Consider the following 14100-nt stretch of genomic DNA (forward strand, 5'->3'; position numbering starts at 1 on the left):
CGCCCCGCAGCCGTCAGTCGTTGTCGGCGCTCTCGGCGTTCTTCTTGTTCTTGATCCGCTCGGCTTCCTTGCGGACCTCGGCCTGGGTGGCGCGCTCCTTCTCCAGCCACTCGGGGCCGTCCTTCTTCAGCGCCTCGATCTGCTCGGTGGTGAGTGCCTCGGTGACCCCGCCGCGGGCGAGACCGGCGATGGACACGCCGAGCTTGGCCGCGACGACGGGGCGCGGGTGCGGGCCGTTGGCGCGCAGGTCACGCAGCCACTCGGGCGGGTTGGCCTGCAGCTCGTTCAGCTCGGCGCAGGAGACGTCACCCTTCTGGAACTCGGCGGGGGTGGCCTCTAGGTACACACCCAGCTTCTTCGCCGCCGTGGCGGGCTTCATGGTCTGGGTGGTCTGGTGCGACTTCATACCGTCAAGAGTATCGACCGCGTTCGAGACCTCCGACCACGGCGGGTAACCTTGCGGGGTGACAGGCTCGGAAGCATCCCCCACGTTCCGGCTCGCGTACGTCCCCGGGGTGACGCCCGCCAAGTGGGTGCGGATCTGGAACGAGCGCCTGCCCGACGTCCCGCTGACCCTCGTACCGGTCCCGGCCGCCGAGGCAGCCGATGTGCTGCGGCGCGGTGAGGCCGACGCCGGACTCGTACGGCTGCCGGTCGACCGTGAGGTCTTCAGCGCGATCGCCCTCTACACCGAGGCGACCGTGGTCGTAGCCCCGAAGGACCATGTCGTGACGGCGGCCGAAGAGGTGTCCCTCGACGAGCTCGCCGACGAGGTGGTCCTCCACCCCCTCGACGACGTCCTCGACTGGGAACAGCCGCCGGGGGAGCCCGCGTTCGAGCGTCCGGCGACCACCGAGGACGCCATCGAACACGTGGCGTCCGGCATCGGCATCCTCTACGTCCCCCAGTCCCTGGCCCGCCTGCACCACCGCAAGGACCTCACCTACCGGACCGTCGTCGACGCACCCCAGTCGGACGTCGCCCTGTCCTGGCCCGAGGACGCGACCACCGAACTGGTCGAGGACTTCATCGGCATCGTCCGCGGCCGCACGGTCAACAGCACCCGGGGCCGTACCCCGACCCCCGCCCAGCCGAAGACCAAGGCGAAGGCGAAGCGCACCGAGCCCCCCGCGCGGCGCAAGCCCGCGGCCGGAAAATCGACGGGCAAGAACCCCCGCAACGCGTCCGGCGGCGCCAAGGGAACCAAGCGCGGCAAGCCCCGCGGACGCTGACAGCGGACGCCGTATCCGTATCCGCATCCGTTCAGGCTGACTTCGCTGTCGTAGAACCCCGCACCACGAGACGCGGCGGCAGTACGACCTCACGAGCCGCCGTCCGCCCCTCGTCGAGCCGCTCGACCGCCGCGGTCACCGCGTGTCGGGCCTGCGCCTCCGCGGTCTGGCTGACCGTGGTCAGGCTGAAGCAGCTCAGCCGGGACAGCGCGTCGTCGTCGTAGCCGGCGACGGACACCGCGCCGGGGACGGCGACACCGGCCCGGGTGAGGGCGGCGAGCACCCCGATCGCCGCCTGGTCGTTGAACGCCACTACGGCGCTGGGGAGTTGACCCCCGTCGAGCAACTGACGGGCGGCCCGCTCACCGGCCGCCTCGGTGTGGTCGCCGTGCAGAATCCTGATGTGCTCGTCCAGGCCGTGACCGCGCATGGCCGTGCGGTAACCGCGGCGCCGGTCGGTGGCGATCACGCCCTTGCCGCCGTCGACGTAGGCGATCGAACGGTGGCCGAGGCCCACCAGATGGTCGACGATCTGGCCCACTCCGTCGTCGTCCGCGGTGCGTACGACATCCAGCTCGGTACCGGTCATCCGGCGGCCGACCACGACCACGGGCGCCTTGCGGTGCAGGGCCATGAGGGTGTCGGCGGGGGCGAGCGGGCCGAGGAGGATCAGGGCCTCGCTGCGGAAGGCGAGCAGGGTCTCGACGGCGGTGTGCTCGTCGCGGCTGCGGGTCTGGGTGCTGAGCACCAGGTCGTAGCCCACCTCCTCGGCGGCCGTGTGGAGGTGCTCCACCAAGTCGGCATGGAAGGGGCTGTGCACGTCGACCATCACGCCGAGCAGGCGGCTGCGTCTGCTGGCCAGCAGGCTCGCGTTGCGGTCGGCCTGGTAGCCGAGGTCGGCGGCGGCCTTCAGGACCCGCTGCCGGGTGCGCTCGCTGGGGCCGGGGGCACCGCGCAGGACCAGGGACACCGACGCCGTGGAGAGTCCGACCCGCGCCGCCACGTCCTCCAGACGGGGGCGGGAACCTGCATCGGCCACTGATCCTCCGGTCGGAATCTCCTGCTGCAACACCCTTGACACACCTGCGAAACCGGACTGATAGTACCAGGACTTAAAGCGCTTTAAAAAGTTCTATTGCCCGGACAAAGGGCAGCTCGAAGTGGATTTCAGAGTGGATTCAGAGTGGAGAGGACTTCAGATGACGACGAAGCCGATCGGGGTGGCGGTCATCGGCGCCGGAATGGCGGGCCGGGCGCACCTCAACGGCTACCGGCAGGCCGTGTCCGTGTACGGCGCCGGGCTGCCCGAGGTGCGTCTGGTCGCCGTGGCCGACGCCCACGAGCCCTTCGCCCTCGACGCCGCCCGTCGCTACGGCTACGAGCGCGCCGAGACCGACTGGCGGGCGATCGCCGAGGCCGACGACATCGACGCCGTCAGCGTGGTGGTCGCCAACCATCTGCACCGCGAGATCGTCGAGGGGCTGCTGGCGGCGGGCAAGCACGTGCTGTGCGAGAAGCCGCTCGCGCCGTCCGTCGCCGACGCCGAGGCGATGGTGAAGGCGGCCGAGGACACCGGACTGGTCGCCGTCACCGGCTTCACCTTCCGCCGCTCCCCGGCCGTCAACGCCATCCGGCAGCAGGTCCTGGAAGGCTCGCTCGGACCGGTCCAGCACTTCAACGGGCACTACTGGTGCGACTACGGCCACAACCCGGACGCACCCATGAGCTGGCGCTACCGCGGTCCACTCGGCTCGGGGGCGCTGTCCGACATCGGCAGCCACCTCGTCGATCTCGGCGAGTACTTCTGCGGCCCGGTGCGCAGCGTGCAGGGTGCCGTCCTGTCCACGCAGGTGCACGAGCGGCCCGTGCCGCTGGGCACCGCGGTGGGGCACTCGGCCGACGTACAGGTGAGCCAGGAACGCGAGCCGGTCGAGAACGACGACATCGCCACCTTCACCGCGACGTTCGCCTCGGGCGCCGTCGGCACCTTCTCCGTCTCGCGGATCGCCCGCGGGCTGGCCAACTCCCTTGGATTCGAGGTGTTCACGAAGGGCGGCGCGGCCACGTTCGAGCTGTCGCGTCCGGCGGAGTTCACCCTCGCCGACGCGGCGGCCTCGGACCCCGTGGACGGCTACCGGCGAGTGGTGATCGGCCCCGGCCACCCCTACATCGCCGGCGGTCTGCCCATGGACTTCCCCAGCGTCGGCCACGGCCAGCACGAGTTCTTCGTCTGGCAGGCCCGGGCCTTCCTCGAACAGATCGCGGGCGTCGACGGACTGCCGCCCTGCCCCACCCTCGCCGACGGCCTGCACAACCTGCGGGTGCTCGACGCGATCATCGCCTCCGCCCATGCCGACGGCCAGTCCGTCACCGTTCAGTAAGGACAACCGCCATGAAGCTCGGCGCCTACACCGCCGTACTGCACGACAAGCCGCTCACCGAGACCCTGCGCGTCCTGCGCGAACTCGGCCTGGACAGCGCGGAGATCAACTCCGGCGGGTTCCTGCCCGCGCCCCATCTGCCCATCGCGGAGATACGGGCGAGCAAGGACGCGCGCGACGCCTACCTCGCTCAGTTCTCGGCGGCCGGGATCACCCTGACCGCGCTGAACTGCAACGGCAACCCGCTCCACCCCGACCCCGAAGTGCGCGAAAAGCACGCCCAGGACTTGCGCGACGCGATCGAACTCGGCGCCCTGCTCGGGGTGCGGCGGGTCGTGACGATGTCGGGGCTGCCCGCCTCCGACCCCGGCGGCCGGCTGCCGTCCTGGTCCGTACTCCCTTGGGACAGCGCCTACTTGGACGCCCTCGACTACCAGTGGGACGAGGTGGCGATCCCGTACTGGAAGGACATCCAGGCGCGGGCCGCGGACGCCGATGTGAAGGTGTGCATCGAGATGCATCCGCACAACCTCGTCTATAACGTCGGCACGATGGAACGCCTCGCCACCGAGATCGACGCGACCCACGTCGGCGCGGAGATGGACCCCAGCCACCTGTTCTGGCAGGGCATCGACCCGGTCGCGGCGGTACGGCGCCTCGGCTCCCTCGTCTACAACGCGGCGGCCAAGGACACGCGCATCAACGAAGAAGCGAAGATCAACGGGGTCCTCGACCACCGCCATGTGCGGGTGCGCCCGGACGAGCCGGACGTCGTTCCCCTCGGTGGCCGCTACACCCTCAGCCGCTGGCCGAAGAACGCGTCCTGGGACTTCGTCGCCGTCGGTCGCGGCCACGAGGTGCCCTTCTGGACCGAGTTCCTGAAGGCGCTGCACGAGGTCGACCCGGACATGGCGGTCAACATCGAGCACGAGGACCAGGAACTCGACCAGATCGAGGGCCTGCGCCTGGCCGCGCAGAACCTCAAGTCCGCCGCCGCACAGCTCTGACCCGTCTGCCTACGACCCCATCCGCTCCGCTGCACAGTGAGGTGCACGCACCATGAACAGCACATCCGCTCACCGCCCCCGCTCTCGCAGAGTCCTTCCCGTCGTGGCCGTCGCCGCCGCGACCGCCCTCACCCTCGCGGGCTGCTCCAGCGGCTCCGGCGGCAAGAAGTCCACGGAGTCGGCCGCCGACGCCTCGGCGGGCAAGGCCAGTACGCCCCGGATGACCATCGCGATGGTCACCCACGCGCCCTCCGGCGACACGTTCTGGGACACCATCCGCAAGGGCGCCCAGGCCGCCGCGGCCAAGGACAACGTCGAGCTCATCTACTCCAACGACGAGAACGCGGGCGACCAGGCCAACCTGGTGCAGAACGCGATCGACCAGAAGGTCGACGGCATCGCGGTCACCCTCGCCAAGCCCGACGCCCTGAAGGCCGTCGTTGCCAAGGCCGAACAGGCAGGCATCCCGGTCGTCGGCTTCAACGCCGGGCTGAGCGAATGGCAGAAGCAGGGCCTGCTCTCCTTCTTCGGCCAGGACGAGTCCGTCTCCGGGCAGGCGCTCGGCACGAAGCTCAACTCCACCGGCGTCAAGCACACGTTGTGCGTGATCCAGGCCCAGGGCGACGTCAACCTCGAACAGCGCTGCGCCGGCGTGAAGAAGACCTTCAGCGGCAAGACCGACATCCTCTACGTCAACGGCACGGACATGCCGTCGGTGAAGTCGACGATCACCGCCAAGCTCACCCAGGACAAGTCCATCGACGAGATCGTCACCCTCGGCGCCCCCTTCGCGCTGACAGCCGTGCAGTCGCTGTCCGACGCGGGCAGCAAGGCGAAGGTCGCCACCTTCGACCTCAACGCGAACCTCATCACCGCGATCGAGAAGGGCACCATTCAGTTCGCCGTCGACCAACAGCCCTACCTCCAGGGCTACTTGGCGGTCGACTCCCTGTGGCTCTACAAGATGAACGGCAACTACAGCGGCGGCGGCGAGCAGCCCGTGCTGACCGGCCCGGCCTTCGTCGACAAGACCAACGTCGACGCGGTCGCGAAGTTCGCCGCGAAGGGAACGCGGTGACGCCATGAGGATCGCGCTCGACCCGTACATGATCCGCAACGTGCCGCTGCTCGAACTCCCTGCTGTCGTCGCCGAGTTGGGCTACGAGTGGATCGAGCTCTCGCCCCGCGAGGACTTCATCCCGTTCTTCCGGCACCCGCGCGTCGACGACGCCACCGTCCGCAAGTTCCGCAAGGCGCTGGACACTTCAGGCGTCGGCATCTCCTCCCTGCTGCCGCTGTTTCGCTGGTCCGGGCCCGACGAGGACGCCCGACAGGCCGCCGTACGCTACTGGAAACGCGCCATCCAGATCTGCGCGGACCTCGGAGTGGACAGCATGATCTCCGAGTTCAACGGTCGCCCCGAGGAACAGGACCGCAGCGAGGCCCAGTTCTGGAACTCGATGGACGAACTGCTCCCGCTCTTCGAGCGCGAGGGCATCAAACTCGCCCTGGAACCCCACCCGGACGACTTCATCGAGAACGGCTACGACGCGATCAACCTGATCCGGGGCATCAACCACCCCAACGTCAGCTTCCTCTACTGCGCGCCGCACACCTTCCACATCGGAAACGACGCCCCCGGCATCATCGAGTACGCGGGCGACCTGCTCACCCACGTCCACCTCGCCGACGCCTTCGACCACACCGCGTCGTCGGGCAACCGGTACATCCTCAACCCGCCGGGCACCGCCGCGCGGATCCACCAGCACCTCGACATCGGCGAGGGCGAGGTCGACTTCACCGCACTGTTCCGCGCCCTGCGGACGAGCGGCTTCGACGGAACCCTGACCGCGTGCGTGTTCGCCTGGGAGGAACGGGCCGAGGAATCATCGGTGTTGATGCGGAGGAAGATCGACGAGTACTTGGCCGTCTCGGCCTAGCCTCCACCTAGGCGAGTGTCCCGGCCAGCATCCGGAACAGATCGCCGGTCGCGTCGGCCGCGCCGAGCGCGGGCAGCGTGCCCAGGGCGAGGACGGCCGCCGCGAGGGGCCACAGGCGCGGGGGCGGGGTCGTCTGCAACGCCGCGATCCGGCGGGTGACGGCACGGTCGGTGAAGCTCAACGCGCAGGCGGGGCGCGGGCGTTCGGCGCTCAGGGCGGCGCGGGCCAGGGCGCGGGCGGTGGTCGCGCGGTCGCCGACCGCGTCCGCCGCCTGCTCGTCCGCCCACCGTTCCACCAGGAACGCGATGGTGGAACGGACGGGCCTGAGCAGCGGGTTGGCCGCGGCGGCGAGCGTTGCCGCGGTCACCAACAACGCGTGCCGGTGCGTGAGATGGGCGCGCTCATGGGCGAGCAGGACCCGGCGTTCCGCCGGTTCGAGGGCGCTCAGCATTCCGGAGGTGACCAGAATCCGGCCGGGCCGGCCGGGGATGGCGAACGCCTGTGGCTCGGGAGAGGCGGCGACGATCAACTCGGTGTCCGCCGGGTGCCCTTCGCACAACCGCCGCAGCGCGCGTCGCGTACGACGGTCCGCGCTCACGGCCCCCTGGACGGACACGACGACCACGGCCAGGGCGACACAGGCCACGATCCCGATGATCTCAGGCACCGGTTCGGCCAGCCGGTGCCCGTCCTGCCGGGCCTCGGCGACGACCGGCGGAGCATCGCCGACGAGCGTCGCGGCCAGCAGGAACAGGGACCAGCAGGTGGCCGCCGCGGTCACCACGGCGGCGGCGGTCAGCACCCGCGCTGCCAGCGCCGGAGCCACCCGCCTGCCGATCGCCGGACTGATCGCGGCGAGCAGCACCGACAGCAGCAACGGGGTGTAGACGTCGAACCTCATCCCGCGCCCCCGGCCAGCAGGTCGCGCAGCGCCCTCTCCTCCTCGGGGCGCAGACCGGTCACGAACTGCTGCAGCGCGGCGATCGGGTCGGGGCCCCGGTCCAAGGCCTCGCGCATCGCCTCGGCGGTCAACTCGGCCGCGTTCTTCGCGGGCCGGTAGGCGCCGCGCCGCCCGTCCGCGTCACGCAGGACGAGCCCCTTGTCGTAGAGCCGCTTGAGGATCGTGTGCACGGTGTTGTAGGCGAGCGGGCCGTCGATCTCGGCCTGGATCTCGGCCGGAGTCAGCGGCCGGTCGGTCGCCCACAGCGCGGCGAGGACCTCGCTCTCCAACTCACCGGCGCTGCGCCGCTCCACCCGGACCTGCGGGTCTCTGCCAGCCATGACGCCCACCTTACAGCGTGTAGGGCGTGACATGCCTACTGTTGGCGTTCTGACCAGGCTCTTTTGCCTGGTCGGGGTCGATAGGGTTCCGCTGGACGAGCTCGATCTCGACGTCGATGCCGAGGCCGGCCGCGACGGCGATTTGGTCGAGCAGAGTGATGCCCCGCTTGCGGCCGGGCACGCGTGTGAGCACCGGCTCGATCAACGCCCCATGGACTCACGAACCGCCCACTGAGAAGGTCCCGTTCGCCTAATAGGTGCTGCACCGTTGGGTGACGAGCGTGCGCCAGCGTCGGCGGACGGTCTCTTCGCTCTCCAGCCACCGGACAGGCGAGGCGGCTGGGGTGAGGGGCCGGTTGCCCATGAAGCACGCGATGTCGGCGAGGTGGGCGTGGTCGCCGTCGTTGGTGAGCCGGCGCAGTCGGTGGATGGCGGCGGCGAGGAGTTCCTCGTCGGCGCGGACGGCGTGGTGGAAGCAGACGGCGAGCTCAAGCAGGGGGAGGAGGGACGCCAGTCCGGCGGTCTCGATCTCGGCGCGCAGAGCCTGGGCGCGTTCGTCGATGTGCGTGCTGTGGCCCGCGTCGCGGATGAGGCCGGCGATGTGGACGGTCAGGGAGGTGGCGTGGAGTGTGAGGTCGGTCAGGAGGTGGTGGGCGAGGGCGATTTCACTGTCTGCGGTCGTGGGGTCTGCGAAGGCCAGGGCAAGTGCGCGGTGTGCCTGGGCGGTTGCGCGTTCTCCTGCGATGCCGCGTTGTTCGGCATCGTTGCGGGCCTGTTCGTAGTTCTCGGCTGCTTGTGTGATGTCGCCTTGAGGCCAGTGGATGTCGCCGAGTACGCGGTTTTGCCGGCCGGCCCACCCCAGGTTCTGGGCAACGGTCAGGGCGGTGGGGAAGTCGCCGGCCAGGCGGGCGAGGTGGGCCAGGCCGCGGCGCGCGGCGGGGGCGAGGCGGCCTCCTCCGTCGGCCACCTGCTGCATCCCTGTTCGCGAGGCGACCGAGTTGCCCAGGTCGCGGTGGGCTTTGGCGAGGTAGTAGAGCGCCATCTGCTCCAGTTCCTCAGGCAGCAGACCGGCGTCGATGACGGCGGCGAGCCGGGTGGCCGTGCTGCGGCGGTGTTCGTGTTGTCGACGGCCCAGTGCGGTGAGCAGTTCGACCAGGGCGTCGGCCGGTGTCTGCGGACGTGTCTCGTCGCCGGTGTCCCGCGGGGCGGGGGTGACCGGTTCCCACACCGAGTCGCTGACGTACTGCCAGGCCGCCTCGGTCAGCCAGCCCAGGTCGAGGCGGAACTCGGAGGCGAGGGCGAGACCTTGGCGTAGGCATGCGATCAGCAGACGGCGGCCGGGGCCGGTGTGCCCGGCCCACTGCCGGCCTATGGCGCTGTGGGCGCGTTCGGCCGCGTTTCGCCAGTCCCGGGGTGACCAGCGGTCGTCGGTGGTGTCTTCGGCGGTGCGCAGGGTTGAGCGGATGAGGGCGTGCAGGTGGTAGGGCCACAGGCTGGTGGTGGTGTGGCGGATGAAGGGCCGCTCCAGCAGGCGGAGCACGGGGGCGTCGCGGCTGATTCCGGCGGTGGCGGTGGCGAGCGGGATGTCGAACGCGTCCAGGAGGCTGACCGAGCGCAGAACATGGCGTTCGTCGGGGGTGAGGTCGGTGAGGGTGCGGGCGATCAGGGCGGGGAAGTCGCCGTCGAAGTCGGCCGGTTGTGGGGTGAGGCCGTTGCGGCGGATTTCGAGAAAGCGCATGGCGGCCAGGTCGAGGTACAGGGGCAGGCCGTGGGAGCGTTCGGCGATCACACGTCGTAGCGTCGGGTCGATCAGGGGCCGGCCGTCGGTGGTGAGTCGGTGGGTGAGGTAGTTCTGGCGGTCCTCGTCGCTGAAGTTCCCGATCAGGATCTGATGGCGCGAGCCCGGATCGGCTGGGGTGGCGCGGGGCGTCGGCAAGCCGCGGTCGGCCAGCCCGGGCCAGGCTGCCGGGCCGGTCCAGTCGAGTTGGCCGTGCAGGGCCGGGTCGGCCCACTGCAGCCGGTTGCGTCCGGTCACGACGAAGAAGACGTTCGGCATGAGCCACACCACGTGCTGCAGCAGCCGCTCCATGTCCCGGTGGGTGCGGTCCCCGATGTCCTCGAAGGTGTCCAGCAGCACCACCGGGGCGATCTGCTTGCGGTCGGGTAAGCGGGCCAACTCCCAGGCGAGCAGGTGCGGGTAGTACGAGAGCGCCTCCAGGTCGGTGTCGGCCTCCAGAAGGTCGGCCAGCCGCGCACAGCCGGCCAACGCGCTCACTGAGCGGCGGTGTTCGCGCAGCGCCCTCACCAGCGCCCCGGTGAGCTGCCCGACCGCGGAGCCGAGCATCCCGGGCAGCGCCAAGCCCTGGGCGACCTCGCCGAGAGCCGCCTGCATCTGCTGCGGAAGCGCCTGACCGAAGCGGGTCAGCAAGCCGTCACGGCGCAGGTACTCCTCCAACGGCTCGCCCGGATGCCGGTGGTCCCAGTAGCGGCGCAGCGCGATGTCGAACGCGGGCATGGGCCGACCGACCGCGGCCGCGATGGAAAGCCGGATCATGACGACGACGCGCTCGAAGTCGGTGTTCGCCGAGCGCGCCAGGTCGAGCCGGAGAGGGACGATCCGCGGCCCGTGCCAGACCGGTTCACCCCAATGCGCCGGCCGGTGTTCGGCATTGGCCAGCGCGGCCTCCAGCCTCCGTGACAGCGTCGACTTGCCGATGCCGCCGACACCGTGGAAGACGAGCAGGTTGCGTCGCGGTGCCTCCAGGTCGGCGGCGTCGAAACCCGCAGCGCTCACGTGCTGCAGGTGGCCGTCCAGGGCGCTTACGAAAATCCGCCACTGGTCCTCCCGGTTGGTGAACGCCTCATCCGCCCCCACCCGGTGGTCGTTGGAACCGAACAGAGCCCGCAAATCCCGACCCGCCATGCCAACCCCCTGATGGTCGAACGATCCCGACCTGCGACTGCCGGTCCGCATGGCCGGCATCCCTTCACGACGTGCCACGCAGCGGTCACCGCTCGCGAGGGGTCCCGCCCTGTTTGCTCCGCCGGGTCTCGGCAGTGTGACCGTCGTCCCCTTGCGAGCGATGCCCGTCGCCGAGGGGATCGCAGGCCGGTATCGGGACGTCGTAGACCAGTTCCCAACGAGTCTGCGGGAGAAGGAAGGTGGCGGTCTCGACCGGCTGGCCGGTGTCGGCCAGGTGGGTCCGGTCCAGCTTGACGATCAGCGTGCGGCGGGTGATCCCGAGCCGCAGTGCCTCATGGTCATTCGGGTGCCGGACGTGCGTACGGACCTGGGCGTGGCCGACGCGGACGCCGACCGAGGCCAGCCGGCGAGCCACGCCGGTACCGGCCAGCGGCCCGTCCTCCGGCAGAAGAACGGGCGTGCGATGAGTGAGAGCCATGGGCTCCCACGATTCGCCGAGGGCCAAAGGGCGGGCGTCGCCCAGATACTCGTAGCGGGTACGGACACACAGGGTGTCGACGTCGACCGCCAGCCGCCGGGCGATCGGCTCCGGAGCCGGGACCTTGACGTCCGACCGGTACTCCATACCCGGGGTGAGCCCGGCCTGCCGGATCGCGTCCGGAATGGGCAGCAGCACGGGCAGCGCGATGCGTGTCTGCGGGGCACGGGCGAAGACGCCGATGCTTTTGCGCCCCTCCAGCACGCCGGTGTCGATCAGTAGTTCCTGGCCCCGCTGGATCGCGGCCGGACTCGTCTGGTACTCGCGAGCCAACTGGGCCCGCGGCGGCAGCTGCTCACCCGGGGACCACTCTCCTTCCGCTAGCCGCCTGCGCAGGTCTTCGGCGATGCGCTGATAGTCCGCAGTGGGCACTGCCTACTCCCGGAGAGGAACTCGCTACTCCTTGCAACTCCTTGACACGCTAATCGGTTAGCGGCACGCTAATCGATTAGCGATACGGACAGTAATCAGTGCGATGTGAGGGGGAGGAGTGGATGCGGTCCTGGCAGGGCGCGCCGCGGCACTCGCCGCCCGGCTTGCGGAACTTACGGGTGGCGCCACCCGGATCCAGGAAATCAACCAGGGCGCGCTTGTCCTGTGCACCATCGACCCGGTCAGCTCCGAGGACGCCTGGGTCGACGTGCAGAACGCACTCGACGACGCCGACACCTGGAGCGTGCAGGGCCGCGGCCCCGGTCCCGAACCCCGGTTGCTGCGCGCCGAGCTCCGCTCGGCGGATCCCGGCACCGGATGACTGCGGCACTCCCGCCACGGAACTGAGTCCGCCCCGTGCGGGGGCGCACACGGCGTGGGACGCCGATTGACGCGGCCACATGACGGTGAGCGAGGGTTCGCCCCCGCCGTACTGCCCGAAGAACGACACCGCGACCTGCTGGCCACCACGATCCTGCCGGTCGTCACCAAGCAGGCCACGGCCCAGACCTCCCCGGTCGCGGTGTTCGTCGCGGGTCAGCCCGGCGTCGGCAAATCCACCTTCGCGGACCTGGTGCACCACACGCTGGCCCACCACGGAGGCGCCGTGCGCATCGGCAGCGACGCCTACAAACAGGCCCACCCCTGCTATCCGACGCTCCTGGCGGTCGACGACCGCAGCGCCGGAGTGCGCACGCGCCCGGACACACGCCGCTGGCAGGCGGAGGTGGAGGACTACACCCGCCGTCACCGGCTGCACGCCGTCATAGAGACCGCCCTGGCCGACCCGGAAGAGGCTCGCACCACCGTCGGCGCCTACCGGCGCGCCGGCCACCGGGTCGAACTGGCGGTGCTCGCAGTTCCGCAGGCCCTCAGCAGCCTGGCCGTACTGCACCGCTACCTCCAGCAGGTGCGGGCCACCGGGGTGGGCCGCTACGTGTCGGCGCAGAACCAGGACCACTGCTCCCGAGAACTGCCCGAAGTCCTGCGCATCATCGAAGCCGAGCGACTGGCGAACCTGGTGACAGTGATCGGCGCCCACGGCATTCGGTATCTCAACCGGCTGGCGCCGAACGGAAGTTGGTCGCGCCCACCGCGCGCCGCCCAAGAGGTGAGCGCCGAGCGGACACGACCGTGGACTGTCACCGAAGCCCAGCGTTTCCGCGACACCGTCGCCCGCGTCGGAGAAATCGCGCGCAACATCCCGGGGCCGGCTCGCCGGACGGCCGTTGCCCAGGACATCCGCCACAGCCTCCGATGGGCCGAGCCACTGCTCCGCCGGCGCTGCGGCGATCCGCCCCCTCTCCAAGGAGTCGGCTAGCCCCGTCTTCCACCCGTGGAACACCAACGGATTTTCACAGACCTGATCGTCCCGTTCCATCTCGGCGACCCCGAGCCCCGACGCCACCCGGTAGCGGTCTACGTGGTGGGGCAACCCGGCGCCGGGAAGACAGCAGCCTCCACCCTGGTGTTACGGGCCATGCGTCCCACCGCTGTCCGGGTGTCCAGCGAGGACTTCCGCGCGTTCCATCCCCATTACGCCCGGCTGCTCGCCCAGCGCCCGCGCACGGCGGGAGCCCTGCTGCGAGCCGACTACCGGGCGTGGCAGAACGCGGCAGAGCAATGGCTCCGAAACCGGAGGGCCGATGTAGTGCTGGAGGCCGCACCGGCCACCGACACCGACCTGCTGGCTTCGGCCTCCCGGTTCCAGGCCGCGGGCTACCGGGTCGAGATGCTGATCCTGGCGGTACGCGCGGCCGACAGCCGCCAGGGCACCGCGCACCGGTTCGCTCTCGGCCTGGAACAAGGACTGCCCTCCCGCTTCACCACCCCCCATGGACACGACCGGTGCTACCGAGCGCTCGCCACACTCGCAGCGGCCCTCGACCGCTGTCCGGCAGTGCACACCGTCACGGTGACCGACCGGAACATTCGCCCGCTTCGGAACCGGCACGGTGGTATCGCAGCCATGCTGGAAGGGGAGCGGCAGCGCCCCTACACGAACGCCGAGGCGTCCCGGTTCGCAGCACTGCAGCGCCGGCTGTGGGTATCGCTGCCACGACATCGCTCGGAACTCGCCGAAATCACCGCCTTGGCGGCACCCCTGCTACCACCGGGCTTCCCGCTTCCCGGTCCGGCGAACGGGGCTGCGGATCGCCGCTTGCCGCCGGCGCGATGCTGAACGCTGCCGCAGTCATCGACAGCGTACGGCCATCGCCGTGATCGAGGGCTTCTGGACCACCCGCACGAGCCCGACAGGCCGTTGCCATGACGCCTGGCCAACCGGACCTTCGGTCAACAACCGATGCGGCAGAGCGGCCACGTCCTCCCGCGGGACAAAGCGGTGTGGGGAACGCACGGCGCCG

The 14100-nt window shown here is 70.2% G+C and carries 15 protein-coding genes; 8 read left to right on the forward strand and 7 right to left on the reverse strand.

Going from position 1 to position 14100, the window contains the following annotated elements:
• Nucleotides 1-13: 13 nt before the first annotated feature.
• Complete coding sequence (locus AB0I69_RS03565) at nt 14-406, reverse strand: DUF5997 family protein (protein ID WP_363093838.1); 393 nt, start codon at nt 404-406, stop codon at nt 14-16.
• Nucleotides 407-464: 58 nt separating this feature from the next.
• Between AB0I69_RS03565 and AB0I69_RS03570 the strand changes: the two genes are divergently transcribed.
• Complete coding sequence (locus AB0I69_RS03570) at nt 465-1232, forward strand: LysR family transcriptional regulator substrate-binding protein (RefSeq protein WP_363093839.1); 768 nt, start codon at nt 465-467, stop codon at nt 1230-1232.
• A gap of 31 nt (nt 1233-1263) precedes the next feature.
• On the opposite strand, the gene AB0I69_RS03575 is transcribed toward AB0I69_RS03570, so the two are convergent.
• Nucleotides 1264-2271: a LacI family DNA-binding transcriptional regulator gene (locus tag AB0I69_RS03575; RefSeq protein ID WP_363093840.1), complete on the reverse strand. Its 1008-nt coding sequence runs from the start codon at nt 2269-2271 to the stop codon at nt 1264-1266.
• 160 nt (nt 2272-2431) lie between these two features.
• Between AB0I69_RS03575 and AB0I69_RS03580 the strand changes: the two genes are divergently transcribed.
• The 4 genes from AB0I69_RS03580 to AB0I69_RS03595 are packed head-to-tail and all read left to right on the forward strand — an operon-like array spanning nt 2432 to nt 6560.
• Entirely contained in the window at nt 2432-3613 is a 1182-nt protein-coding gene (locus AB0I69_RS03580; protein ID WP_363093841.1) for a Gfo/Idh/MocA family oxidoreductase, read from the forward strand.
• Nucleotides 3614-3624: 11 nt separating this feature from the next.
• Nucleotides 3625-4620: a sugar phosphate isomerase/epimerase gene (locus AB0I69_RS03585; RefSeq protein ID WP_363093842.1), complete on the forward strand. Its 996-nt coding sequence runs from the start codon at nt 3625-3627 to the stop codon at nt 4618-4620.
• Between the two features lie 52 nt (nt 4621-4672).
• Nucleotides 4673-5698, forward strand: a complete 1026-nt coding sequence (locus AB0I69_RS03590) for a sugar ABC transporter substrate-binding protein (protein ID WP_363093843.1) — start codon at nt 4673-4675, stop codon at nt 5696-5698.
• A 4-nt stretch (nt 5699-5702) separates the two neighbouring features.
• Nucleotides 5703-6560, forward strand: coding sequence for a sugar phosphate isomerase/epimerase family protein (locus AB0I69_RS03595; protein WP_363093844.1), 858 nt, complete (start codon nt 5703-5705; stop codon nt 6558-6560).
• A 7-nt stretch (nt 6561-6567) separates the two neighbouring features.
• Here the strand turns inward: AB0I69_RS03595 and AB0I69_RS03600 are convergent, their stop codons facing one another.
• The 5 genes from AB0I69_RS03600 to AB0I69_RS03620 form a co-directional block, all read right to left on the reverse strand.
• A complete protein-coding gene (locus tag AB0I69_RS03600) occupies nt 6568-7461 on the reverse strand; it encodes a M48 family metalloprotease (RefSeq protein ID WP_363093845.1) in 894 nt (297 codons plus the stop codon).
• Nucleotides 7458-7841 (reverse strand): BlaI/MecI/CopY family transcriptional regulator, encoded by a 384-nt coding sequence (locus AB0I69_RS03605; RefSeq protein ID WP_363093846.1) that lies wholly within the window; start codon nt 7839-7841, stop codon nt 7458-7460. The genes AB0I69_RS03600 and AB0I69_RS03605 overlap by 4 nt, the downstream gene beginning before the upstream one ends.
• Nucleotides 7842-7851: 10 nt before the next feature.
• Nucleotides 7852-8046 (reverse strand): hypothetical protein, encoded by a 195-nt coding sequence (locus tag AB0I69_RS03610; RefSeq protein ID WP_363093847.1) that lies wholly within the window; start codon nt 8044-8046, stop codon nt 7852-7854.
• Between the two features lie 45 nt (nt 8047-8091).
• Nucleotides 8092-10764 (reverse strand): ATP/GTP-binding protein, encoded by a 2673-nt coding sequence (locus tag AB0I69_RS03615; protein ID WP_363093848.1) that lies wholly within the window; start codon nt 10762-10764, stop codon nt 8092-8094.
• A gap of 85 nt (nt 10765-10849) precedes the next feature.
• On the reverse strand, nt 10850-11674 hold the full coding sequence (locus AB0I69_RS03620; protein WP_363093849.1) for a GntR family transcriptional regulator: 825 nt from the start codon (nt 11672-11674) through the stop codon (nt 10850-10852).
• Between the two features lie 118 nt (nt 11675-11792).
• Between AB0I69_RS03620 and AB0I69_RS03625 the strand changes: the two genes are divergently transcribed.
• The 3 genes from AB0I69_RS03625 to AB0I69_RS03635 all read left to right on the forward strand — a co-directional run bounded on the left by AB0I69_RS03625 (nt 11793) and on the right by AB0I69_RS03635 (nt 13916).
• Nucleotides 11793-12056 carry a hypothetical protein gene (locus tag AB0I69_RS03625; protein ID WP_363093850.1) on the forward strand — a complete coding sequence of 88 codons (264 nt, stop codon included), beginning with the start codon at nt 11793-11795 and terminating at the stop codon, nt 12054-12056.
• A 66-nt stretch (nt 12057-12122) separates the two neighbouring features.
• The gene (locus tag AB0I69_RS03630) at nt 12123-13055 is read left to right on the forward strand and encodes a zeta toxin family protein (protein ID WP_363093851.1); all 933 of its coding nucleotides are present in this window, start codon (nt 12123-12125) and stop codon (nt 13053-13055) included.
• A gap of 15 nt (nt 13056-13070) precedes the next feature.
• On the forward strand, nt 13071-13916 hold the full coding sequence (locus AB0I69_RS03635) for a zeta toxin family protein (protein ID WP_363093852.1): 846 nt from the start codon (nt 13071-13073) through the stop codon (nt 13914-13916).
• The last annotated feature ends 184 nt before the right edge of the window (nt 13917-14100 follow it).

The sequence above is a fragment of the Streptomyces sp. NPDC050508 genome (assembly GCF_040655155.1).
In the GTDB taxonomy this organism is placed as follows: Bacteria; Actinomycetota; Actinomycetes; order Streptomycetales; family Streptomycetaceae; genus Streptomyces.